We start from the raw sequence: 24706 nt of genomic DNA, 5'->3' as shown, positions 1-24706 counted from the left end.
AGCCGACAAGCCATGGCAGCAGAGCGTTGCCGCAAACAAGTTAAGCTTGAGAAAAGATCCGGCGGCGCGGCGAAATTTCGCTGTCGCCAAGACCCCTCGCGACCTGCCTGGTTGACCGGCGCGAGGCTTGACGCGCACCGGTGCCCTGATAGTTTGACCAAAGGGTAAAAATATGGGCGGCAACAACGCCCACGTGACACAAGAGACCGAGGAGAACTGGAATGTCGAACCGCCTCAACACGCCGAACGACCTGCGCGCCTTCTGGATGCCGTTCACCGCGAACCGGCAGTTCAAGAAGGAGCCACGCCTCTTCGTCGGCGCCAAGGACATGCACTACACGACCCATGACGGTCGCACGGTGCTGGACGGCACGGCGGGTCTGTGGTGCGTCAACGCCGGTCATTGCCGCCCGAAGATCACCGAGGCGATCCGCGAGCAGGCGGGCGAGCTCGACTATGCGCCGGCCTTCCAGCTCGGCCATCCCAAGGCCTTCGAACTGGCGAACCGCCTGGTCGACATCGCGCCCGAGGGCATGAACCACGTTCTCTACACCAACTCTGGCTCGGAATCGGTAGATACGGCGCTTAAAGTTGCGCTCGCCTATCACCGCGCCAAGGGCGACGGCTCCCGGTTCCGCCTGATTGGTCGCGAGCGCGGCTATCACGGCGTCAATTTTGGCGGCATTTCGGTCGGCGGCATTGTCTCCAACCGCAAGATGTTCGGCACGTTGCTCACCGGCGTCGACCATATGCCGCACACCCACTTGCCGGCCCAGAACGGCTTCACCCGCGGCGAGCCGGAGCATGGCGGCGATATCGCCACCGAACTCGAGCGCATCGTCACGCTGCACGACGCCTCGACCATCGCGGCCGTGATCGTCGAGCCCGTGGCCGGCTCCACCGGCGTGCTGATCCCGCCGAAGGGCTACCTGCAGAAGCTGCGCGAGATCTGCACCAAGCACGGCATCCTGTTGATCTTCGATGAAGTCATCACCGGTTTCGGCCGCCTCGGCACGCCATTTGCCGCCCAGTATTTCGACGTGAAGCCCGACATCATCACCACGGCCAAGGGGCTCACCAACGGCGTCATTCCGATGGGCGCCGTCTTCGTCACCTCAGAGATCCATGATGCCTTCATGAACGGCCCGGAGCACATGATCGAGTTCTTCCACGGCTACACCTATTCCGGCAACCCGATCGCATCCGCCGCAGCACTCGGCACGCTCGACACCTACAAGGAAGAGAGCCTCTTGACCCGCGCCGCCGAGCTCGCCCCCTATTGGGAAGAGGGCCTGCACTCGCTGAGGGACTGCCCGCACGTCATCGACATTCGCAATCTCGGCCTGATCGGCGCGATTGAACTGCAGCCGATCGCAGGCGAGCCGACGAAGCGCGCCTTCTCCGCCTTCCTCAAGGCCTATGAGAGCGGCCTGTTGATCCGCACCACCGGCGACATCATCGCGCTGTCGCCGCCGCTGATCATCAGCAAGGCCGAGATCGACGAGCTCTTCGGCAAGCTTCGCGCCGTTCTCAACAGCAATATCTAAGCCAGCCTCATCCTGGCCATCAGAACCCTTTCCCCGGCAACGGGGAGAGGGTTACTCTTATCTGCAACAATGAAACCAAGCGTCGTCCCGCCGAGAGAGCATTCGGGGCGCGTATAAGAAATGGAGTTGCCTCATGTCCGAAGCGCTGGAACGCTATATCGATCAGGGCGTCGGACGCGAGCCGGCCGACATCGTCTTGAAGGGCGGACGGTTCTTCGACCTCGTCACCGGCGAACTCGTCGCCTCCGACATCGCGATCTCGGGCGACCGCATCGTCGGCACCTTCGGCAACTATAAGGGGCGCGAGGAAATCGACATTTCCGGCCGCATCGTCGTCCCCGGCTTCATCGACACGCATCTGCACATCGAATCCTCGCTCGTCACCCCGCACGAGTTCGACCGCTGCGTCCTGCCGCTCGGCATCACCACCGTCGTCTGCGACCCGCACGAGATCGCCAACGTGCTCGGCACAGAGGGCATCGAGTATTTCCTCGATTCCGCGCTCGAGACGATCATGGACATCCGCGTCCAGCTCTCCTCCTGCGTGCCGGCGACGCATCTGGAAACGTCGGGCGCCGACTTGCCGATCGAACGTCTCCTGCCCTTCCGCCATCATCCGAAGGTGATCGGCCTTGCCGAGTTCATGAATTTCCCCGGCGTCGTCCACAAGGACCCGATCTGCCTCGCCAAGCTCGAGGCCTTCCAGGGTGCCCACATCGACGGCCACGCGCCGCTGCTGTCGGGCAAGGACCTGAACGGCTATCTCTCAGCCGGCATCCGCACCGACCATGAATGCACCTCAGCCGAAGAAGCCATGGAGAAGATCCGCAAGGGCATGCACATCCTGGTGCGTGAGGGCTCGGTCTCCAAGGACCTGCATGCGCTGATGCCCATCATCACCGAACGGCTGTCGCCGCATCTGGCGCTCTGCACCGATGATCGCAATCCGCTCGACATCGCCGAACAGGGTCACCTCGACCATATGATCCGCACGGCGATATCCGCCGGCGTCGAGCCGCTGGCGATCTATCGCGCCGCCTCGATCTCGGCCGCCCGCGCCTTCGGGCTGCGCGACCGCGGCCTGGTCGCGCCCGGCTGGCGCGCCGATCTCGTCATCATCGACAGCCTGGAAAACTGCAAGGCCGAAACGGTGTTCTCCGGTGGCCGACGCGTCACGGACGCGCTCTTTGCCACCCGCAATCCGGTCGCGCCCGTTGGGCTCGACAGCGTCAAGGCCGGCCAAGTCCATGCCAGCGCCTTCGGCATTTCGGTCGCAGACGGCGACACCTCGGTCATCGGCGTTCTGCCCGGCAAGATCATCACCGAGCACCGCCGCTACCGGCTGCCCGCCGTCGGCAACCAGACCGGCGTCGATCTCGGCCGCGACATCATCAAGGTCGCCGTCATCGAGCGCCACGGCGTCAACGGCAACCATGCCAATGGCTTCGTGCAGGGGTTTGGGCTGAAGAAGGGCGCGATCGCCTCGACCGTCGGCCATGACAGCCACAACATCTGCGTCGTCGGCGTCAACGACGAGGACATGGCGATCGCCGCCAACCGGCTCGGCGAAATCAAGGGCGGCTTCGTCGTCGTCGAAGACGGCCAGGTGACCGGCGAGATCGCGCTTCCGGTCGCAGGCCTGATGAGCCTGGAGCCCTATGAGAGCGTGCGCGACACGCTGCACCACCTGCGCCACGCCGCCTTCGCGCTCGGCGCAACGCTGGAGGAACCCTTCCTGCAGCTCGCCTTCCTGCCGCTGCCGGTCATCCCGCATCTGAAGATTTCGGATCGCGGGCTGGTCGATGTCGACAAATTCATGCTGATCGGGTGATTGGCGGCGGCGCTCAGTTGTCGGCCACGGCGGGCGCCAGTTCCTTGCGGAAATAGACGACGCGCTCCGTCTCCTCGAAGCCGAGCGCCATGTGCAGGCTCTGGCTCCTGAGATTGTCGGTCGCCGTGTCGGAGGCAAGCTCCTGACAGCCCTGGCTTGTGGCCCAGCGTTCGACCGCGGTGATCAGGGCGCGCGCCACGCCGCGGCGGCGGTAGGCGGGCAAGACGTAAATACCTTCGAGGAAGCCAACGGGCGAGGTCTCGCAGCCGTTGACGTAATCGTGGCGGATCGACGCTTCCGCGAAACCGGCAGCGACGCCGGCTTCGTCCTCGCAAAGGAACGAGGCGTAGCGGTCGCCCTCCGCAAGACTGGATTCGACTTCGGCGCGATGCTCCGCTTCCGGCGTCTCCGGCCAGAGCGCCAGGCGCATCTCGACCCAGCGGCCGATGGTTTCGCCATCCATCAACAAAACGCGCATCAGAATTTCCCTGAGAAGGCCGACAATCCGGCGACCTTGATGCTACCGGCTTCCAGCCGCGCCGGATATCCGGGCAAATCCAGGGGCGTGATCGTCGGGGGCGCCAGGAACTCCTGGGGCTCGCGGGTCAGGTTGAAGACGAAAAGCAGCCGCTCGCCATCCCTTTCGCGAACGAAGGCCAGGAGATCGCTGTTCGTGTCGAGGAAACGCATCGCGCCATCGCTGAGCGCGGGCTGCGATCGGCGGAAGGCGAGTGTCGCGCGATAGTGATCGAGCACCGTGTCGCGGGTTTGCTGCGCGTCGAGCGACAGACGCCGATGCCCCTCGGGCACCGGCAGCCACGGCTTGCCCCGTGAGAAGCCGGCATTCGCCGCCGCTTGCTCCCAAACCATCGGCGTGCGGCAACCGTCGCGGCCCTTGTAGGACGGCCAGAAGCGGATGCCATAGGGATCGCGCAGGTCTTCGAAGGCAAGCTCGGCTTCCGGCAGTCCCAGTTCCTCGCCTTGATAGAGGCAGATCGAGCCGCGCAGGCTCGAAAGCAGCGTGATCGCCAGCCGCGCCACCTTCTCCCGCTCCGCTTCGTTGCGGGCAAAGCGGCTGACATGGCGGGTCACGTCGTGGTTGGAAAAGGCCCAGCAGACCCAGCCGTCGGTCACCGCCTTCTGAAAATTCTCGACGCAGCGGCGGATATGGGTCGCGGTGAAATCCGGGCCTAAGAGGTCGAAGGTGTAACACATGTTGAGCTTGTCGCCGCCGCTGGTATAGGCGGCCACGGTCTTCAGCGAGCGGGCGCCGTCGCCCACCTCGCCGACGGTCATGCGGCCTTCGTAGCGATCAAGCAACGCCCGGAACCGCGCGAGGAAGGCGATGTTTTCCGGCTGGCTCTTGTCGTGGAGATGGTCCTGCATGCCGTAGGGGTTCACGTCGGGCGCATCGTTGCTGGTCGCATCCGGATCCGGCACGAGCGGCGGGTTGTCCCGCAGGTGGTTGTCGTGGAAGTAGAAGTTGACCGTGTCGAGACGGAAGCCGTCGACCCCGCGGTCGAGCCAGAAGCGGGCAGCATCGAGCACTGCGTCCTGAACTTCGGGATTGTGAAAGTTGAGGTCCGGCTGCGAGCCTAAGAAGTTGTGCATGTAGTACTGCTTGCGCACCCCGTCCCATTCCCAGGCGGGCCCGCCGAAGATCGACAGCCAGTTGTTGGGCGCTGTGCCGTCCGGCTTCGGATCGGCCCAGACATACCAGTCCGCCTTCCCGCTCGTTCGGCTCGAACGGCTCTCGACGAACCAGGGATGCCGGTCGGAGGTGTGGGAGATCACCTGGTCGATGATCACCTTCAGGCCCAAGCGATGGGCTTCCGCCAGCATCTCGTCGAAATCGGCGAGCGTGCCGAACATCGGATCGACGTCGCAGTAGTCCGAGACGTCGTAGCCCATGTCGGCCTGCGGCGAGGTGAAGAACGGCGACAGCCAGATCGCATCGACGCCGAGCGAGGCGATGTGCGACAGCCTGCGGGTGACGCCCTTGAGGTCGCCGATGCCGTCGTCGTCGGTATCCTGGAAGGAGCGCGGATAGATCTGATAGATCACCGCGCCGCGCCACCAATCGTCACGCGATACCTGCCGAGACGCCATGTAAGCCTCCTGAAGACGGTCTGTCGCGCAAAGGTGTAGCGTTGCCCGGCGTCGGAGTAAACGCCGTTCGCCGCCACGCGCAGGTCGCCGCCAAATCGGCCGGAAACTATCTCTTGCCCAGAACGATCGAGACCCTTATCCCGTCTCAGGCGAAATCTTGTGAGGAGAAAAGTCGTTGGCCGGAAAGATGCTTGCGATCGGGGAGTGCATGGTCGAGCTCATGCAGGCGGAAGGCGGGCTGCTGCGCAAAGGCTATGCCGGTGATACCTTCAACGCCGCCTATTATGCACGGCTCTTCATGCCCTCGGACTGGACCGTCGCCTATTGCTCCGCCGTCGGCACCGACACGGTCTCCGACGAGATGCTGGCCTTCATGGCGGAAAAGCAGATCGACACGTCAGCCGTGCGCCGCATCGAGAACCGTTCCGCCGGCCTCTACATGATCCACCTGAAGGACGGCGAGCGCAGCTTCTCCTATTGGCGCTCGCACTCGGCCGCCAAGCTGCTTGCCGACGACGCCGAGCACCTCAGAGGCGCGATCGAAAGCTCCGATCTCATCCTCTTCTCGGGCATCACGCTGGCGATCCTTGCCCCCGATGCGGTGGAAACGCTGCTGTCGGAACTGCGCCGCGCGAAGGCTGCCGGCAAGCTGGTCGTCTTCGACCCGAACATTCGCCCGCGGCTCTGGGACGATGCCGAGCGCATGCGCCGCACGCTGACCGACGGCGCCCGTGCCGCCACCCTGGTGATGCCGAGCTTCGACGACGAAATCACCCATTTCGGCGATGCTTCGATCGACGCGACGATTGCCCGTTACAAGAGCCTCGGCGCCGCCAACGTCGTCGTCAAGGATGGCGAGAAGGGCGTGACGCTCGCCTTTGGCGATGCCCCGGTTGAGCATGTGCCGGCAACCCCGGTCGAGCGCGTGGTCGATACGACCAGCGCCGGCGACAGCTTCAACGGCGCCTTCGTCTCCCGCTTGGTGGCAGGCGACAAGCCGGCCCAGGCCGCCGCCTTTGCGGCAAGCGTCGCCGCCGGCGTCATCGGCCATCACGGCGCGCTCGTGGCGCGGGAGAAGCTGCCTGCCGCGTGAGCGGCGGGGTCACTTTTCAGGAACTTTAGGAAGGATGCAGACGGAAAGCCTGTTTGGTTTTCCGCTCCCTCTTTAGCGGCGCTTCTTCGCCTTGGACTCGTACGGGTTGTCGCCCGAACGGAAGTGCATGCGGATCGGCACGCCCGGCAGGTCGAAATCGTTGCGCAGGCCATTGATCAGGTAGCGGATGTAGGATTCCGGCAGCGCGTCGGGGCGGGTGCACGAGATCATGAAGCCCGGCGGGCGGGCCTTAACCTGCGTCATGTACTTCAATTTCAGGCGGCGGCCGGAAACGGCCGGTGGCGGATGCTGGATCGTCTGCGATTCCAGCCAGCGATTGAGCCGCGCGGTCGAGATGCGGCGGTTCCAGGTCTTGTCGGTCTCGATGATCGCCTGCATCAGCCGGTCGAGACCATAGCCGGTGTGGCCGGAGATCGGCACGGCGCGGATGCCGCGCGCCTGCGGCAGCAGCCGCTCGGTCTTTTCGCGAAGATCGGCAAGCACCGCCTGCCAGTCCTCGACCAGATCCCACTTGTTGAAGGCGAGCACGGCCGCCCTGCCCTCACGCAGGACGAGGTCGACGATCTGCAGGTCCTGCTTCTCGAAGGGAATGGTCGCGTCGAAGACGATTACGACCGTTTCGGCAAAGCGGATAGCGCGCAGCGCATCGGCGACCGAGAGCTTTTCAAGCTTCTCCTGCACCTTCGCCTTGCGTCGCATGCCGGCCGTGTCGAACATCTTGATGGTACGGCCGCGCCAGTCCCATTCGACCGAGATGGAATCGCGGGTGATGCCGGCTTCCGGACCGGTCAAAAGCCGGTCTTCGCCAAGGAAGCGGTTGATCAGCGTCGACTTGCCGGCGTTCGGTCGGCCGACGATCGCCACGCGCAGCGGCTTGGTCTCGTCATAAGCGGTCTCCACCTCTTCGTCTTCACCGTCGTCCTTGAACGTGGGGCGCAGATCGATATCGGTTTCGGCCACGTCGTCTTCCGGCGGGTAGGCCCGTTCTTCGCCGATCGCAGCGACGATCGCGTCGCGCAGATCGAGCATGCCCTGGCCGTGTTCGGCCGAGATCGGGCACGGCTCGCCAAGGCCGAGCGTGAAGGCATCGTAGAAGCCACCGTCGGAACCGCGCGCCTCCGACTTGTTGGCGACCAGCACCACCGGCTTGCCGCGGCGGCGCAGCATTTCGGCAAGCGTCTCGTCTGCCGGCGTCAGTCCGCCCTTGGCGTCAACCAGGAACAGCGAAAGATCGGCTTCGTCGATCGCGGCCTCGGTCTGCGCCCACATGCGCCCCTGCAGCGTGTCGGGAGCCGACTGCTCGAGACCGGCGGTATCGATGATGCGGAAGCGCAGGTCAATCAGCTTGGCGTCACCCGGCCGACGGTCACGGGTAACTCCCGGCGTATCGTCGACGAGCGCCAGCTTCTTGCCGACCAGACGGTTGAACAAGGTGGACTTGCCGACATTGGGACGCCCGACGATGGCGACGGTGAAGCTCATGGATCTATCCGTTTCCGCTTGGGGCGCGGCAGCCAATCTTATGGGCCGCGCTCATATTTTCGTTCATTGCCGCATCCAGGCGGCACGGGAGCTTGTCCCCTGAGGAATGCTCCGTCTGATTGTCACAGCCCCGAACGCAAAACCGCTTACGCACTATTGCTGGAACTGTTTGTCTGTCTTACGCAGTTCCCGGGCGCAAAACCGCTACGCACTTTTGCTGGAACTGCTTGTCTTGTCTGCCGCAGTTCCGGGCGCAAAACCGCTTACGCACTTTTGCTGGAACTGCTTTAAATGCTTTAGCGCACAACCCCAAGATCGAGACCGATTTTGGGATCATGCGCTGATTCGAAAGGGTCTTGCACCCTGTGCCCTCCCCGAGAGGACAGGCAAAAACTTACGCCTTGCCGCTGGCGGCGATCACGTCGAGCAGCATCTGGGCGCGACCGGTGACGTTGCGCGGGCTCTGTGCGTCGTCGACGATCTGCTGGAACCAGGTTTTCGCCTTGGCATAGTCGCCGGCCTTGTAGGCCGCAAGGCCAAGGGCTTCACGCGCCGAATGGCGCATGTTGTTCTGCGGCGTCGTCAGCTGTTCGACTTCGGCCGAGACCTGCTCGTAGCTGCCGGCGTCGACCAGCAGATAGGCGGCGCGCAGGCGAGCCGCGTCGCGGATGGCTTCGGGAACGCCGGCATCCTTGCCGATATCGGAAAAGGCCTTGACGGCCGCGCCCGCCTCACCCTTCTGGGCCTGGAGCGTGGCTGCACGCAGGCGCGCAAGCACCGGATAGGCGCCGTAGCCGTCCTTTTCGAGGCCGTTCAACGCAGCCAGCGCCTCGTCCGGCTTGTTTTCCTTGGCGAGGTTGAGCGCCTGCAGGAACGCATCGCCCGACTTCGAGGACGCGCCGTCCTGCCAATAGTCGAAGCCGACCTTGCCGATCGTGCCGAGAACGATGAGCACGGCGATCGCCACGATGACCCCGCCGAAGCGGGTCCAGATGCTCTTCATCTGGTCGGAACGCAGTTCCTCATTGACCTCGCGGATAAAGCTGTCGTCTTGGTTCGCCATCTATTGCCCCGGCCTTGCCTGCACACTGGCCCGTCACGCCGATGATCTGATGCCGATCGGCGGAACGGACGCTCTCAAACTGTTCGAGCACGCACGAAGGGTCCTTGCCGCACCCGCCGCACTCTCATGGATTTTGCGCCTTCTACCCGATTTTGCGGCGCTTGTAAGGGGGCCGACGTGATTTAGAGCGCCTACGGTCGACACGAAGCCACCTCCGTCGCTCTAAATTTTCTGTTACTGCAATTCCGGACGCAACACCGCTGCGCCCTTTGGCTGGATATTGCGCTAGCCCATAACGACCGGTGCAACGCCGATCAACCATTCGTGCAGCTTCCAGACGAAGAGCCCGTAGGCGGCAAGGCCGATGACGATGGCGAGCACGTCGTTGGAGGCCGACTTGAACACCGGCAGCACGCGCTCTCCGGCCCGCTCGCGGCGTTTCAGCGAGATGCGCAGGATCACCGCCCAGGCGAGAAACGAACCGAACAGCAGGACGGAGGATGTCTCGCCGTTCGCCAGGAGGTGTGACAACGCCCAGATCTTGATCGACAGCACCTGCGGATGCTTGACCGCAACGGCGATGCGCCCGGCCGGGAGGAAGCCGGCTGCAAGGAATATGAAGGCGAAAAGCATCAGGAGCAGCGCGATATGGCGCAGGAACACCGGCGGATCGTAGAGCATGCCCGTTTCGCTGCGGGCCTGGCCGAAGCCATAGATGATCAGACAGAGGCCGATGAGGCTGAGGATCGCATAGATCCCCATCCAGGTGCCCTTGCCGCGGCTCTCGATGATGCCGGCGCGAAAACCGGGCGCGACCACGCGGATCAGGTGCATTCCAAGAAAGATGATGATGCCGAGAACGAGTATCGCCATGGGGCCACCGCTTTGTTCGAGTATCGGGCAAGCTCAGCGCCGCGCGTCAAAGGAAGACGGGAGCAGACCGCTGCAGCGCGTTGATTTTCAGTGCCATCGGTTCTTGGGGCCGATTCTGCCCCCGTCGCTATGGAGTAGCCTTGATGGCGCATTTTTTCCAGACCGATCAAAGGATTGCCGCATTTTCGAACCATTTGCGACAAATCAAAAACATTGCAGTTGATCATGATCCGTATCCCGCTTGCCCTCTCGCTCGCCCTTCTCCCCGCTCTTGCCAAGGCCGAGCCGGCGTCGCCTGCCACCGTTCCCGCCGGCGACAAGCAACTCGTCATCGTCTCGTTTGACGGCGCCCATGACAACGCGCTTTGGGAGAAGAGCCTGGCGATGGGCAAGCGCACGGGTGCGTATTTCACCTACTTCCTCTCCTGCACCTTCCTGATGACGAGAGCGGACGGCAAGGCGCTCTATAAGCCGCCGGGCCAGAAAGCGGGCCGCTCGAATGTCGGTTTCGCGCAGAGCCGCGAAGAGATCGCAGCCCGCGCCGGCCATATCTGGCAGGCCCATCTCGACGGTCACGACATCGCCAGCCACGCCTGTGGCCACTTCGACGGCAAGGGCTGGAGCAAGGCCGACTGGCAAAGCGAGTTCTCGACCTTCAACACGGCGCTCAAGGACGCCTGGAAGAAGACGGACAAGCCCGAAGCCGAGCCGGCAGGCTGGGCCGAATTCGCGGCAACCGAGATCAAGGGCTTTCGCGCGCCCTATCTGTCCTTGAGCGACGGCCTGCTGCCGGCGCTGAAGGCGGACAACTTCACCTACGACGCAAGCCTGGTGACCAAGGGCCCGGGCTGGCCGACCACGAAGGACGGGATGCCCCGCTTCGGCCTGCCTTTGATCCCCGAGGGGCCGTCGCAGCGCCCCGTCATCGGCATGGACTACAATCTCTTCGTCCGCCACTCGATGGGCGTCGAGAACAAGAAGGACAGCGCCCGCTTCGAGGAGCGCACCTACGAGGCCTACAGGAAAGCCTTCGACCGCGAATATACGGGCGACCGCATCCCCCTGCAGCTCGGCTTCCACTTCGTCGAAATGAACGGCGGCGCCTATTGGCGCGCGCTTGACCGCCTGTTGAGCGAAGTCTGCGGCAAGGCGGACGTCGCCTGCGTCAGCTACGCCCAGGCGCTGCCGCTGATCGAGCAGGCAAAAAAGAAGGCGGGTCGCACCGCCTTCTGATTGCTACACGTTCGGAAAAGCTCAGGCCAGTTCCTCTTCGCCACCGACCTCGACGAACTTCTTGTCGATTTCGGGAAGTGGCTCGTTGTCGATCGTCGCCTCGAAGGCGCGCAGACGCTTGTAGATCGACAATAGCTCGACGATCGTCGGCCACGAGGAAACCAGGTACTGGAACGAGGACGTGACCTGTCCGAAGGCGCCCGAGATCTGGTTCAATGCGCCGAGCGTGATCTTTCCGGCGATAATGGAGGGAGCCAAGATCAGAAGCGAAAAGATCCCGTTGATCTGCAAATAGAAAATGCGGGCAATGTTGAAGTACAGGTAGTGGAAGTAGAGCCGAAAATAGTTCCGGCGAACATTTTGAAAGAGGTCGGCTACCGTCGGCGGCTGGGCACGATCGGCGTGATCCTCACCATAGACCAACTCCTTGCGGTAGGCCGCTTCCACCCGCTGGTTGCGGAACTCCAGACCCGGCAGCTTGATACCGACGAGCGCCAGGAACACGGTACCGAACAGAGACCAGAGCACAGCAGCCGTGACGAGTGGATAGGGGACCACCCCGACGATCGGCAGCTCGCTGACATGCGCCTCAAGGCGGATCAAGACTGGCGTAAACGCAATCAGTGTCATCACGCTGTCGATCAGGCTGACGCCGAGACCCTCCACGGTCGTCGAAAAACGCATCGTATCTTCCTGCACGCGCTGCGAGGCACCTTCGATATGGCGCAGCTTTCCCCAGTGGGCCATGTAGTATTCGTTCATCGCCGTGCGCCAACGGAAGATGTAGTGGCTGACGAAGAAGCGAGTTATGACCGCGACGGCGACAGCAACCATGGCAATGCCGAGAAAGACGCCGATTTCCGCGTAGAATTCGGCCGCTGTTACGACCTTCGTCTTCGAGACGATCGCCTGGATCAGATCCCAGAACGGCCCGTACCAATTGTTGATCGCAACGCTGACCTGCACTTGAAAATAGGTGACGAAGAGAATGAGAGCCGATCCGAGGATCGACCAGTTCTGCCAGGGGTGTGGCGAATAGACATACCAGAATGCGGCGAATATCCCGACCACCAGCCCGAAGTAGAGATAGAACCAGAGGAAGGCGGGCGACCAGAACGCCGAAATGCCGGTAATCGGCGGCGCGTCAGACGGCAAAGGCGGCATTCCGAATACGGCGCCCAACTGTTCGCCCCCGCCATACCAGACGGCAACGGCAACCAGCGACCAGACGACAAAGGAAATGAAGAAGAGCTTCGGCTTCGGGAAGAAGGATAGGAACAAGTGCGGCACTCTCGTTTCGGAGGAGACGAACAACTCGCCTCTCGAAGCGCCAAAACTAGGGCAAAGCGCCGTCGCCAACAATCGGGTAATGTAAACGTTACTGTTATTTCATCCAGCCGAGCGCCGGTGCCTGACGGCGCTTTTCGCCGGCGCTCAGGCCCTCAATGCCGCGGAAATCCGCTTGAGATCGGCGACAATGACGCCGCCGCACAGGAAAAGCACGGCGGCCGCAATCAGGGTTGGCGCGGCGAAGCTGCCCGTGCGCTCCGCAAGCCAGCCGGCGACCAGCGGCCCGACGATCTGGCCGATGCCGAAGGCGGCGGTCATCAGGGCCAGCGCCTTGCGCGGGCTCTCCGGCGCGAGCTTCCGGCCGATCTGCAGGCCATAGGCAGTGATCATCATGAAGGTGGCGCCGAGCATCAGGCCGCCGGCAAGCGGCGCATAGGGCAAGGGCAGGCTGACCGTCAGCACCAGCCCGACCGCCTCGACCAGAAGGCCGATCGCATAGACACCGGCAAGGCCGAAGCGTGGCACGGCAAAGCGCCAGAGATAGACGGAGAGCGCTGCGGCAAGCCCCGTCAGCAGCCAGGCGAGAAACTCGATGCTGTGGCCGCCGCTCGGATCACGCGCCATGGTGACGAGGAAGGTGGCGGTGATGACGTAGCCGAAACCGAAGAGCGCGTAGGTGAACGTTACCACCGTCAGCGGCCGCGTCCAGCGCAGCGGCTTTTCGCGCACCGGACCTGAACCTGACGAGGGAACGTCGGGCAACAGAGCAGCGACGACAATGGTTCCGATCAGCCCGACCAGCGCGCCGGTGAACCAGTCGCCCATGGATGTCGTCAGGCCCGCGTGCCCCGCAAGCGGGTTCGCCCAGACTGCGAGCGATGAAAACGCGATGCCGAGGCCGACGCCGCCGAAATGCACGGCCGGTACAAGTTCCGACCGCGCAAGCAGGCCATGGCCGAGCACGATGCCGGAGATGAAGATCATCGCAAAGGCACTGGCAAGTCCGGCCAGAAAGCGGATGAGCGCGAGCACGATAACGGACGACGACAGCACCATGGCCGCCAGGAGCACCGTTGTGGCGGCGAGCGCCAAGAGACCGATACGCCGCTCGTGCCCATGGGCCCAGCCATAGGCGGCGAGGATCGCACCGGCCAGATAGCCGACGAAATTGGCCGAGGCGATGAGACCGGCGTCGCCGGGCGACAGGCCGAGATCCGCCATCATCGCCGGCAGGATGGGCGTGTAGGAGAAACGCCCAAACCCCATTGCGACGGCCATGGCGATGGCGCCAGCGGTTGCTGTGGCGGCGATATTGGTCTGCAGCGGTCTGTCGAGCGTGGTCATGCCCCTTTATTGCGCTGCAACACGGCAGACCACAAATGACTATATTTGAAGATCCTATTGAAGAAATCAAACGATCGCCGATTTCAATGGCTTAGACCAATCGCCGGAAAGGTGAGATACGCCACATCACGGCGGCAGATCATGCACAGCAGCGATGGAGCAAAAAATCGTCTGCAGGACGACGGAGGCTGCAGGCCGCCGCCGTATCCCTGCTTCAGCCCGGCAGCGTCACCACCAGCGGCCCGCCGCGCGTGACCACGACGGTGTGCTCGTACTGCACCGTCGGCGCACGCGGATCGCTGTAGAGCGTCCAGTCGTCGTTGCCGCCTTCGGCCCATTGCGCGCCCATCGACAGGAAGGGCTCGACGGTGAAGACCATGCCGTCGGTCATGCGGCGGCGCTCGCGCGGGTCGGGCCAGGTGGCGATTTCGGTCGGCTCTTCATGCAGCGATCGGCCGATGCCGTGGCTGGCGAGATTGGTGACCAGAGAATAACGGTTCTTGCGGGCGAAATCGCCGATCGCGTTGCCGATGGCCGCCAGCGGCTGATCAGGACGCACCTGCTTGAGGCCGACCCACATCGCCCGCTTGCCATCGCGGCAGAGCCGGTCGATCGCGGCTGTGACCGGCGGCACCGGGAACGAGGCGCCGGTGTCGGCGAAGATGCCGTCCTTTTCAGCCGAGACATCGATGTTGACCAGATCGCCGGCCTTGATCACGCGGCCGCCGGGAATGCCGTGGGCGATTTCTTCATTGACGCTGATGCAGGTGGCGCCGGGGAAATTGTAGCAAAGCTCGGGTGCCGAGCGTGCGCCCGCCTCTTCCAGCACCTTGCGGCCGATCGCATCGAGCTCCGCCGTGGTGATGCCGGGTTCCAGCGCCTCGCCCATTACCTGCAATGCATTGGCGCAGATGCGGCCGATTTCCTTCAGCCGCAGCAGGTCTTCTTCGTTGTTGAGGGTCATCCGTGTCTCGCTTTCGCGCTCACATGTAGCGTGTCGCCAGGCGTTATGCCAGCGCCGAGCGGGATATCCGGGGCAGGTACTGCCCCGGATATCGAACGGTCAGACAGCGGCCTGCGCCGCTGCCGTTTCTTCCGCCAGCGCCTTGCGCACCAGCGGCGCCACCTTGGTGCCGTAGAGCTCGATGCCGCGCATGATCTGGTCGTGCGGCATCGGCCCGATCGCCATCTGCAAGAGGAAGCGATCGTTGCGGAACAGCTTCCAGTTCTCGACAATCTTCTCAGCGACCGTTTCCGGATCGCCGAGGAAGAGATTGCCGGCCGGGCTGCGCGCCTGGTCGAAATGCGCCCGGTTGGTCGGCCCCCAGCCGCGCTCGCGGCCGATGCGGTTCATCACCTCCGCCTGCGGACCGTAGAACTGGTCGGCGGCAAGATCCGTCGTGTCGGCGATGAAGCCGTGCACGTTGATGCTGGTTTTCAGCCTTGCCGGATCCTGGCCGGCGCGCCGCGCGGCCTCGCGGTAGAGGTCGAAGAGCGGCGCGAACCGGCGGGGCTCGCCACCGATGATGGCAAGCGCCATCGGCAGGCCGAGTGCTCCGGCGCGCGCCACCGATTGCGGCGTGCCGCCGACGGCGATCCACAGCGGCAGCATTTCCTGAAGCGGCCGCGGATAGACGCCACGATCGTGGATCGCCGGCCGCATCTCGCCCGCCCAGGAGACCTTCTCGCTTTCGCGCAGCGCCATCAAGAGATCGAGCTTCTCGGCAAAGAGCTGGTCGTAATCGTCGAGCGACTGGCCGAAGAGCGGGAAGGATTCAATGAAGGAACCGCGACCGGCCATGATCTCGGCGCGGCCGTTGGAGATCAGATCCAGGGTGGAGAATTGCTGGAAGACGCGAACGGGATCGTCCGAGCTCAACACCGTGACGGCGCTCGACAGCCGGATGTTCTTCGTTGTTGCCGCTGCGGCCGCGAGGATGACCGCCGGCGCCGAGGCCGCGTAGTCCGGACGGTGGTGTTCCCCGAGCCCGAAGACGTCGAGGCCGACCTGATCGGCAAGCTCGATTTCTTCGAGGAGGTTCTTGAGGCGACGCTGGCCCTCCCTGCCCTTGTCATCCGCGTTCGGATCGACATCCGCAAACGTGTAAAGCCCGAGTTCCATGAGGTCTGTCCTTTTTCTGTTTGCACAACAGATAGTTGGCGTACAGATGAGCAGCAAATGCGCGTCCGGGAAACACTGTGTTTCCCGGACGCGCACGAATGAAGCCTCACCCTCTCGAAAGACCGTCAAGCAGAACGTCGAGGCCCTTCCTGAACGTGCCATCCCAATCGCTGTCCAGGAGCAGGCGCGTGCGCTCGATCGTCGGATAGCGTTCGCCGAGCACCGAGAGGCGCTGCTGTCCGGCAGCCTGGTCGGCGTCAGAGAGCGCGAAGCTCGCCCGGGTGACGGTGGCTCCGAGCACGTAGTTCCAGAGCGACCAGATCGCGACATTCATGTCCGCGTCGGCAACGCCGGCTCTCGACAGCGCTTCGCTCATGGTTTCCAGGCGGCCGAGGATGTTCGCGCCGAGCGCCCGGCGCGGCAACAGCGACGCCGACCAGGGATGGCGCAGCATGATTGCGCGCCAATCTTCGAGCATGTGAACCACGTCGCGGCGCCAGTCCCCGGGCTCGCCGGTCGGCGGCGGGCCGCGATAGGCAAACACCGTATCGAGCGCCAGATCGAAGACCTCCTCCTTGTTGCCGACATGCCAATAGAGGCTCATGACCCCCGCGCCGAGACGGTCGGCGAGACGGCGCATCTTCAATCCCTCGACACCCTCGGCGTCGAGCAGTTCGACCGCGGTCGCCACGATGCGCTCCAGAGACAGGGACGGCTCGCCGCCCGGCTTCCGTCCGGCCTGGGCTGCTGCCTCTATCCGTTGAGGGCGCTTGCCCTGCCCACCGTTACCTTTCGCTGCCATGCGTCTTCCCTACTGATTGGAGCGTCGATTTATGCCGACAACGAGACGGATGTCGATCCTCAGCAATTGACTCGTACGGTGTACGATGTCATTCAATCGTACACCGTACGAGTCAATTGTAAGAGCGACGGCGGGAAAGTCAAAGCTGCTGGCTACGCACCCGCATCGCACCCAGGTCTCGGAGGCAAGCGAACATCATGTCACAGGCAATCAGGCATCTCATGATCGGAGGACTAATCATCATGACCACGGGAGTTCCCACGGCGACGACGGCGAATGAGCAGGCCGCCAAGCTGACGATCGTCAACCCGAAAAACCTCTACGACCCGACCCCGCATGGCTACAGCACGGCGGTGATCGTGCCTGCGCAGGCCCGGCTGGCCTACATTTCCGGACAGGGCGGCCAGGACAGCACGGGCGGCCTCTCTCCTGATTTTGCGGTTCAGGTCAAGCAGGCCTATGCCAATCTGGGCGCAGCGCTCGACGGGCTCGGGGCAAAGCCGGGCCAGGTCGCCAAGCTCACCATTTTCGTGGTCGACCACGACATGTCCAAGCTCGAAGTCCTGACCAGCAGCGTCAAGGAGATGTTCGGCACGGCGCTGCCGGCGCAGACATTGGTTCCCGTGCCCAAACTGGCCGTCGACGGCATGCTGTTCGAGGTGGAAGCGGTCGCGGTCATCGACTGACGGCGGCCCGGTTCGCGGCTGCCCGTCGGCGCAGAAGGCAGATTGCGGTCGGGAGAACTGGACGAGACCGCGAGACCCGCGGCTTCGTCCGGCTTCCTAGCTCAGCGTCCTTTTGACCGCATTGCGCCAGCCCTTGAACTTGGCCTTGCGCGTCTTTTCGTCCATGGTGGGTTCGAAGCGGCGGTCGCGTGCCCAGGACTTGGCAAAATCTTCCTGCTTCGGCCAGACGCCGGCGCGGCTGCCGGCAAGCCAGGCAACGCCGAGCGCCGTCGTCTCGAGGATCACAGGCCGGTCGACCGGCGCGTCGAGCAGGTCGGAAAGCCGCTGCATCGTCCAGTCGGAGGCGACCATGCCGCCGTCGACGCGCAGCACCGTTTCCTTGCCGTTGTTGCGCCAGTCCTTGTGCATCGCCTCAAGCAGGTCGCGCGTCTGGTAGCAGACGGCTTCGAGCGCTGCGCGGGCAAACTCCGCCGGACCGGTGTTGCGGGTCATGCCGAAGATCGCACCGCGCGCATCGGGATCCCAATGCGGCGCGCCAAGCCCGGTGAAGGCCGGCACCAGATAGACCTCCTGCGTCGGGTCGGCGCTTTCGGCGAGCGTGCCGGTATCGGGAGCGGCCTTGATCACCTTCAGCCCGTCGCGCAGCCATTGCACGGCGGCACCGGCAACGAAGATCGAGCCTTCGAGCGCATAGGTCGTCTCGCCATTGAGCCGGTAAGCGATGGTGGTGAGCAGCCGGTTCTTCGAGCGCACCATGTCCTTGCCCGTGTTGAGCAGCGCGAAACAGCCGGTGCCGTAGGTGGATTTCAGCATGCCCGGCTTGAAGCAGGCCTGGCCGATCGTCGCCGCCTGCTGGTCGCCGGCGACGCCGAGGATCGGGATCGCCGCACCAAAGAGTTCCGGGTCGGTGACGCCGAAATCGGCGGCGCAATCCTTGACCTCTGGCAGCATGGCGCGCGGCACTTTCAGGATCTTCAGGAGTTCATCGTCCCAGGCATTTTCGGCGATGTTGTAGATGAGCGTGCGCGAGGCGTTGGTCGCGTCGGTGACGAAGGACTTGCCGCCGGTCAGCCGCCAGATGAGGAAGGTGTCGATGGTGCCGAAGCAGAGTTCGCCCTTGGCGGCGCGCGCCTGCGCCCGGTCGACATTGGAGAGCAGCCAGTTGAGCTTGGTGCCGGAGAAATAGGGATCGAGCAGCAGGCCGGTCTTCTTGGTGAAGGTCTTTTCCAGCCCCTGCTTCTTTAGCCCGTCGCAATAGGAAGCGGTGCGACGGTCCTGCCAGACAATCGCATTGTGCATGGGATTGCCGGTCTCGCGATCCCAGACGACGACGGTCTCGCGCTGGTTGGTGATGCCGATGCCCGAGAGGTCGCCGGCCTTGATGCCGGCCTTGTCGATCGCCTCTTCGACCGTCGAAAGCACGGTCTGCCAGATCTCCTCAGGATCGTGCTCGACCCAGCCGGATTTCGGGAAATACTGCTTGAATTCCTTCTGGCTGGCGCCGGCAATCTGCTGCTGCCCATCGAAGACGATCGCCCGGCTCGAGGTCGTACCCTGATCGATCGCGAGAATGTATCCGCCCATATGCCCCTCCCCGGCCACACGCATGTTTGTACACCCGACCTCTCGGGCGGGATCTCATTTCGAAAACTTCAATACGATGGCAAAACGAATGTCAAACGAAAACAAAACGCAAGCAATCGGCTCCGTCGTTCCCATGGCGACTGTGCGGTCGCGAACCCAAAAACACAATTGTCAGCGCCGGCGTTTTCCGCGTAGGCTGGCGCTGTTGCGCCGCAACAAAAGGCATTCCGCGACGCCACGAAGGGAGAGAGCAGCAATGACGAAAACAGCGGTCATCACCGGTTCGACGAGCGGCATCGGGCTTGCGATCGCCAAGGCTTTCGCCAAGGGCGGCGCCAACATCGTTCTGAACGGCTTCGGCAGCGCGGACGAAATCAAACAAGCGACGGACGCCGTCAGCGCGCTGACGAGCGGCACGGTTCTCTACCACGGCGCCGACATGACGAAGCCGGCCGAGATCGCGGACCTGATCGCGACGGCAACGACGCGCTTCGGCAGCGTCGATATCCTCGTCAACAATGCCGGCATCCAATATGTCGAGAAGGTCGAGGATTTCCCGATCGAGCAGTGGGACCGCATCATCGCGATCAACCTCTCCTCCTCCTTCCATACGATCCGTGCCGCCATCCCCGGCATGAAGGCCAAGGGCTGGGGCCGCATCATCAACATCGCCTCCGCCCACGGCCTCGTCGCCTCACCCTTCAAGGCGGCCTATGTGGCGGCCAAGCATGGCGTCCTCGGGCTCACGAAGACCGTCGCGCTCGAAGTTGCCGAAGACGGCATCACCGCGAATTCGATCTGCCCGGGCTACGTGCTGACGCCGCTCGTCGAAAAGCAGATCCCCGACCAGGCGCGCACCCGTGGCATCACCGAGCAGCAGGTGATCAACGACGTGATGCTGAAGGGCCAGCCGACCAAGAAGTTCATCACGGTCGAACAGGTCGCAGCGCTCGCGGTCTATCTCGCAGGCGACGATGCGGCACAAATCACCGGCACGCACGTGTCGATGGATGGCGGCTGGACGGCGCAGTAACGCCCGACATCCGCCATGAGGACGGCAGCGCGGACCTGCTGACCGAGGCGCTGCCCGCATGGCGTGCAAAAGTCTTCTCGGCCCTTTGCTTTTCTGCATAACCACCTAAGATCAAAGTGATTTCAGGGAATATGCAGCAGCAGGGATTGAGTGGCATGCCCCAGCCGACCGGATCAATCAGTTTTGTCCTCAACAATCGCGAGATCACGCTTTCTGACGTCGCGCCGACCACCACCCTGCTCGACTATCTGAGGCTGGAACGGCGGCTGACCGGCACCAAGGAGGGCTGTGCCGAGGGTGACTGCGGCGCCTGCACCGTGCTCGTCGGAAGGCTTGTCGGCGACCGGCTCGTCTATGAAAGCATCAATGCCTGCATCCGTTTTCTCGGCTCGCTGCAGGCGACCCATGTCGTCACGGTCGAACATCTTGCCCAGGATGGGGCACTGCATCCGGTACAGCAGGCGATGGTCGACTTCCACGGTTCGCAATGCGGCTTCTGCACGCCGGGTTTCGTCATGTCGCTTTATGGCCTCTGGCTTTCGAACGAAAATCCCAGCCGGGCCGACATCGAGAAGGCACTGCAGGGCAATCTCTGTCGCTGCACCGGCTACGAGCCGATCGTGCGCGCCGCCGAAGCGGCGGCCGAGGCGCGGCCCTCCGACATCTTCGATCCGATCGCGAGAGAACGGGAAGCCATCACAGCTCGGCTGAAGGCGCTGGCGCCGACCGAGACCATCACCGTTCGACAGGGCGAAAACTGTCTGATCGTGCCGGCCGATGGCGACAGCCTGGCGGCGGCGCTTTCCGACAATCCCGGCGCAACAGTCGTTGCCGGCTCCACCGATGTCGGCCTCTGGGTGACCAAGCAGATGCGCCCGATCAACCCTGTCATCTTCATCAACGGCATCTCCGAGCTGCAGCAGATCGAGGAGAGCGAGGCGGGCCTGACGATCGGCGCCGGCGTCAGCTACACCATGGCCTTTGCCGCGCTGAGCCGAACCTTTCCCGGCTTCGGCCCGCTGATCGACCGCATCGGCGGCGAGCAGGTGCGCAACATGGGCACGATCGGTGGCAACATCGCCAACGGCTCGCCGATCGGCGACAGCCCGCCGCCGCTGATCGTTCTTGGCGCGACCGTGACGCTGCGCTCGAGGGACGGCCGCCGGACGCTGCCGCTCGAAGACTTCTTCATCGCCTATGGCAAGCAGGATCGTAAGCCGGGCGAATTCGTCGAGAGCATCTTCGTGCCGCGGCTTCCGGCCGATGATCTCTTTGCCGCCTATAAGATATCCAAGCGCCGCGACGAGGATATCTCCGCCCTGCTCGGAGCCTTCCGCCTGTCGGTGGACAATGGCGTGGTCCGGTCCGCCCGCATCGCTTTCGGCGGCATGGCAGCGACACCGAAACGCGCAACGAACGTCGAGGCGGCGCTGATCGGCAAACCCTGGAGCGAGGACACGGTTCGCGCAGCGCAGGTAGCCTTCGAGACCGATTACCAGCCGCTTACCGACTGGCGCGCCACCAGCGACTATCGCATGCTGACTGCGAAAAACCTGCTGATGCGCTTCTTCCTGGAAAGCGGCGGCGAGATTGCGCAGCTGCGGCGTTTCGAGGAGACGGTATGAGCATCGATCGCCAGTTCGATGGGCGAGATCTGCCCCTCACCCTAACCCTCTCCCCGCAGGCGGGGAGAGGGAAAGTGGACATCGCCCGCCTTGCCAATCAGGATCCGCTGTCCAGCAACTCAACGGCCTGGAACGGTCAGTCTGTCACAAGCGGTTGCCACGAGTCTCCTTCTCCTCGCATGGCGGGGAGAAGGTGCCGGCAGGCGGATGAGGGGCGTTTCGCTTCCCTCCCCGCGCGGATGAGGGGCATTTTCTTCGGAAGGAACCAATAAGATGGACAAATCCACCTTCGAGGAACGCAAGGCGATCCGTGGCGAGATGCATGTCTCCCAGCGTCACGACAGCGCCCACAAGCACGTCTCCGGCACCGCCGACTATATCGACGACATGCCCGAACCCGCAGGCACGCTGCATGGCGCGCTTGGCATGACCGACCGGGCGCACGCGGAAATCACGGCCATGGACCTGTCGGCCGTTGCCGCCATGCCGGGTGTCGTCCTGGTGTTAACCGCCAAGGACATGCCGCATTCCAACGACATCAGCCCCAGCCACCTGCACGACGAACCGGTGCTCGCCGATGGCGTCGTGCAGTTTCATGGCCAGCCGGCCTTCGCCGTGATCGCCGAAACCCGTGACATCGCCCGCCGGGCGACGCGGTTGGCGCAGATCACCTATCGTGACCTGCCGCATTTCACCGACATTCTCGATGCCGTCGCCCATGGCGGGCAGTTGGTCACCCAGCCGCTCACCCTGCAGCGCGGCGACGCTGAAGCCGAGCTGGAAAAGGCGCCGCGCCGCCTGAAGGGCAGCATGCGCATCGGCGGCCAGGAGCATTTCTATCTTGAGGGCCATATTGCCCTTGCCATTCCCGGCGAAGACGACGAGGTCACCGTCTGGTCTTCGACCCAGCACCCGAGCGAGATCCAGCACATGGTCTCGCACGTACTCGGCGTGCCCTCGAACGCGGTGACGGTGAACGTGCGCCGCATGGGCGGCGGCTTCGGCGGCAAGGAAACGCAGGGCAACCAGTTCGCAGCGCTTGCCGCCGTGGCGGCAAAGAGGCTCAACCGCGCCGTCAAGTTCCGCCCTGACCGCGACGAGGACATGACCGCGACCGGCAAGCGCCACGATTTCCTCGTCGACTACGACGTCGGCTATGACGACGAAGGCCGGATCCAAGCAGTGCACGCCAACTATGCGGCGCGCTGCGGCTACTCGTCGGACCTGTCGGGCCCGGTCACCGACCGGGCGCTATTTCATGCGGACAGCTCCTACTTCTACCCGCATGTGAAGCTCACCTCGCAGCCGCTGAAGACCAACACCGTTTCGAACACCGCCTATCGCGGTTTCGGCGGCCCGCAAGGCATGGTCGGCGGCGAGCGCATCATCGAGGAGATCGCCTACCAGCTCGGCAAGGATCCGCTCGAAATCCGCAAGCTGAATTTCTATGGCGACAAGGGCTCCGGCCGCGATGTCACGCCCTACCATCAGCAGGTCGAAGACAACATTATCGCGCAGATCGTCGCGGAGCTGGAAGAAAGCGCCGACTATCAGACGCGCCGTCAGATGATCCTCGCGTTCAATCGGGAAAGCCGCGTCATCCGCAAGGGCATCGCGCTGACGCCGGTGAAGTTCGGCATCTCCTTCACCATGACCGCCTTCAACCAGGCGGGCGCGCTTGTGCATATCTACCAGGACGGCTCCATCCACCTGAACCACGGCGGAACGGAGATGGGCCAGGGTCTCTACATCAAGGTGGCGCAGGTGATCGCCGACAGTTTCCAGGTCGATCTCGATCGGGTCCGCATCACTGCGACGACGACCGGCAAGGTGCCGAACACGTCGGCGACCGCCGCCTCCTCGGGCTCTGACCTGAACGGCATGGCGGCTCACGACGCTGCACGCCAGATCAAGGAACGGCTGGTCGCCTTCGCCTGCGAGCGCTGGCAGACGACGCCTGACCATGTCAGCTTCGTGCCCAACCATGTGAAGATCGGCGAAGAGCTCGTGCCCTTCCCCGAATTCATCAAGCAGGCCTATATGGGCCGCATCCAGCTTTCGGCGGCCGGCTACTACAAGACGCCCAAGATCCACTGGGATCGCGCCAGCGGCCGCGGCACGCCCTTCTATTACTTCGCCTATGGCGCAGCGGTTTCGGAGGTTTCGATCGACACGCTGACTGGCGAATACATGGTCGATCGCGTCGACGTGCTGCACGATGTCGGCCGTTCGCTCAATCCGGCGATCGACATCGGCCAGATCGAGGGCGGCTTCGTGCAAGGCATGGGCTGGCTGACGACGGAAGAACTCTGGTGGGACGACAAGGGTCGGCTTCGCACCCACGCCCCCTCCACTTACAAGATCCCGCTCGCCTCCGACCGGCCGAAGATCTTCAACGTCAAGCTCGCGGAGTGGTCCGCCAATGCCGAGAAGACCATCGGCCGCTCCAAGGCGGTGGGAGAGCCACCCTTCATGCTGCCGATCTCGGTGCTGGAAGCTTTGTCCATGGCAGTCGCCAGTGTGGCCGATTACCGCGAGTGCCCGCGGCTTGATGCCCCGGCAACACCGGAGCGTGTGCTGATGGCCGTCGAGCGTCTTCGCAACAACGGACGGCCATCGTAGCCAACGTCAGAATCGCGGCATTTCATCGACACTGAAAAGGCGCCGAGAGGCGACCATCGCCGCTTCGTCGTCTTCGTAGGCGCCGCGACCATCCATGAAACCCATGTCTCTCTTGATATGGTCGGGGAGCGCGTTGACGTCGAGCGTCGGCTTGGCGGCAACGAGGCCGCCGAACAGGGCAGCCGTGAGCCGGATGACCGGCTCGAACGAAAGAAATGGTTTTCTTTCAGTATGTTCGTAAGTGTCGCAAGTCATTTCAGCACCTGTTTCGTCTTGGGAAGTTGACTTGCAGGATGCCGTGAAGGAGGATTGAAATCCAATCGAACATCCGTCTGCATGCATCAAG

20 protein-coding genes are annotated in these 24706 nt (G+C 63.5%); 8 read left to right on the top strand and 12 right to left on the bottom strand.

The window, feature by feature from the left end; translation table 11 throughout:
- Window positions 1-221: 221 nt before the first annotated feature.
- Both XB14_RS03145 and ade read left to right on the top strand, forming a co-directional pair.
- Window positions 222-1547: an aspartate aminotransferase family protein gene (locus tag XB14_RS03145; protein WP_077960158.1), complete on the top strand. Its 1326-nt coding sequence runs from the start codon at window positions 222-224 to the stop codon at window positions 1545-1547.
- 133 nt (window positions 1548-1680) lie between these two features.
- Entirely contained in the window at window positions 1681-3378 is a 1698-nt protein-coding gene (gene ade, locus XB14_RS03140) for an adenine deaminase (RefSeq protein WP_077960157.1), read from the top strand.
- A gap of 13 nt (window positions 3379-3391) precedes the next feature.
- Here the strand turns inward: ade and aac(6') are convergent, their stop codons facing one another.
- Entirely contained in the window at window positions 3392-3856 is a 465-nt protein-coding gene (gene aac(6'), locus XB14_RS03135) for an aminoglycoside 6'-N-acetyltransferase (RefSeq protein ID WP_077960156.1), read from the bottom strand.
- A complete protein-coding gene (locus tag XB14_RS03130) occupies window positions 3856-5487 on the bottom strand; it encodes an alpha-glucosidase family protein (protein WP_077960155.1) in 1632 nt (543 codons plus the stop codon). Before XB14_RS03130 ends, aac(6') begins: the two co-directional genes overlap by 1 nt.
- A gap of 175 nt (window positions 5488-5662) precedes the next feature.
- Between XB14_RS03130 and XB14_RS03125 the strand changes: the two genes are divergently transcribed.
- On the top strand, window positions 5663-6580 hold the full coding sequence (locus XB14_RS03125; protein WP_077960154.1) for a sugar kinase: 918 nt from the start codon (window positions 5663-5665) through the stop codon (window positions 6578-6580).
- A 72-nt stretch (window positions 6581-6652) separates the two neighbouring features.
- Here the strand turns inward: XB14_RS03125 and der are convergent, their stop codons facing one another.
- The 3 genes from der to XB14_RS03110 all read right to left on the bottom strand — a co-directional run bounded on the left by der (window position 6653) and on the right by XB14_RS03110 (window position 10019).
- A complete protein-coding gene (gene der / locus XB14_RS03120) occupies window positions 6653-8083 on the bottom strand; it encodes a ribosome biogenesis GTPase Der (RefSeq protein ID WP_077960153.1) in 1431 nt (476 codons plus the stop codon).
- Between the two features lie 394 nt (window positions 8084-8477).
- A complete protein-coding gene (locus XB14_RS03115) occupies window positions 8478-9146 on the bottom strand; it encodes a tetratricopeptide repeat protein (protein WP_077960152.1) in 669 nt (222 codons plus the stop codon).
- Window positions 9147-9431: 285 nt separating this feature from the next.
- Window positions 9432-10019 carry an NnrU family protein gene (locus tag XB14_RS03110; protein ID WP_077960151.1) on the bottom strand — a complete coding sequence of 196 codons (588 nt, stop codon included), beginning with the start codon at window positions 10017-10019 and terminating at the stop codon, window positions 9432-9434.
- Window positions 10020-10244: 225 nt separating this feature from the next.
- On the opposite strand from XB14_RS03110, the gene XB14_RS03105 reads away from it, so the two are divergent.
- A complete protein-coding gene (locus XB14_RS03105; RefSeq protein ID WP_077960265.1) occupies window positions 10245-11252 on the top strand; it encodes a polysaccharide deacetylase family protein in 1008 nt (335 codons plus the stop codon).
- Window positions 11253-11273: 21 nt separating this feature from the next.
- Here the strand turns inward: XB14_RS03105 and sbmA are convergent, their stop codons facing one another.
- The 5 genes from sbmA to XB14_RS03080 form a co-directional block, all read right to left on the bottom strand.
- Window positions 11274-12533, bottom strand: coding sequence for a peptide antibiotic transporter SbmA (gene sbmA / locus XB14_RS03100; RefSeq protein WP_077960264.1), 1260 nt, complete (start codon window positions 12531-12533; stop codon window positions 11274-11276).
- A 153-nt stretch (window positions 12534-12686) separates the two neighbouring features.
- Window positions 12687-13886: an MFS transporter gene (locus XB14_RS03095; protein WP_077960150.1), complete on the bottom strand. Its 1200-nt coding sequence runs from the start codon at window positions 13884-13886 to the stop codon at window positions 12687-12689.
- A 214-nt stretch (window positions 13887-14100) separates the two neighbouring features.
- Window positions 14101-14850, bottom strand: a complete 750-nt coding sequence (map, locus tag XB14_RS03090) for a type I methionyl aminopeptidase (RefSeq protein ID WP_077960149.1) — start codon at window positions 14848-14850, stop codon at window positions 14101-14103.
- Between the two features lie 99 nt (window positions 14851-14949).
- The gene (locus tag XB14_RS03085; protein WP_077960148.1) at window positions 14950-16008 is read right to left on the bottom strand and encodes an LLM class flavin-dependent oxidoreductase; all 1059 of its coding nucleotides are present in this window, start codon (window positions 16006-16008) and stop codon (window positions 14950-14952) included.
- Window positions 16009-16114: 106 nt separating this feature from the next.
- Window positions 16115-16810 carry a TetR/AcrR family transcriptional regulator gene (locus XB14_RS03080; RefSeq protein ID WP_077960147.1) on the bottom strand — a complete coding sequence of 232 codons (696 nt, stop codon included), beginning with the start codon at window positions 16808-16810 and terminating at the stop codon, window positions 16115-16117.
- Between the two features lie 197 nt (window positions 16811-17007).
- On the opposite strand from XB14_RS03080, the gene XB14_RS03075 reads away from it, so the two are divergent.
- Entirely contained in the window at window positions 17008-17496 is a 489-nt protein-coding gene (locus tag XB14_RS03075; protein ID WP_077960146.1) for a RidA family protein, read from the top strand.
- A 96-nt stretch (window positions 17497-17592) separates the two neighbouring features.
- Here XB14_RS03075 and glpK read toward each other — a convergent pair whose 3' ends face one another.
- Window positions 17593-19080, bottom strand: coding sequence for a glycerol kinase GlpK (gene glpK, locus XB14_RS03070; protein ID WP_077960145.1), 1488 nt, complete (start codon window positions 19078-19080; stop codon window positions 17593-17595).
- A 256-nt stretch (window positions 19081-19336) separates the two neighbouring features.
- Between glpK and XB14_RS03065 the strand changes: the two genes are divergently transcribed.
- The 3 genes from XB14_RS03065 (at window position 19337) to xdhB (ending at window position 24360) form a co-directional block, all read left to right on the top strand.
- Complete coding sequence (locus tag XB14_RS03065; protein ID WP_077960144.1) at window positions 19337-20113, top strand: 3-hydroxybutyrate dehydrogenase; 777 nt, start codon at window positions 19337-19339, stop codon at window positions 20111-20113.
- A 155-nt stretch (window positions 20114-20268) separates the two neighbouring features.
- Window positions 20269-21738: a xanthine dehydrogenase small subunit gene (gene xdhA / locus XB14_RS03060; protein WP_077960143.1), complete on the top strand. Its 1470-nt coding sequence runs from the start codon at window positions 20269-20271 to the stop codon at window positions 21736-21738.
- 273 nt (window positions 21739-22011) lie between these two features.
- A complete protein-coding gene (gene xdhB / locus XB14_RS03050; RefSeq protein ID WP_077960141.1) occupies window positions 22012-24360 on the top strand; it encodes a xanthine dehydrogenase molybdopterin binding subunit in 2349 nt (782 codons plus the stop codon).
- Between the two features lie 6 nt (window positions 24361-24366).
- On the opposite strand, the gene XB14_RS03045 is transcribed toward xdhB, so the two are convergent.
- Complete coding sequence (locus XB14_RS03045) at window positions 24367-24705, bottom strand: hypothetical protein (RefSeq protein ID WP_179119517.1); 339 nt, start codon at window positions 24703-24705, stop codon at window positions 24367-24369.
- Between the last annotated feature and the right edge of the window lies 1 nt (window position 24706).

Source organism: Ensifer adhaerens (genome assembly GCF_002007205.1).
GTDB lineage: Bacteria > Pseudomonadota > Alphaproteobacteria > Rhizobiales > Rhizobiaceae > Ensifer > Ensifer adhaerens_D.
Note: the sequence above shows the minus strand (reverse complement) of the source record. Positions and strands in the feature narration are given on the sequence as shown.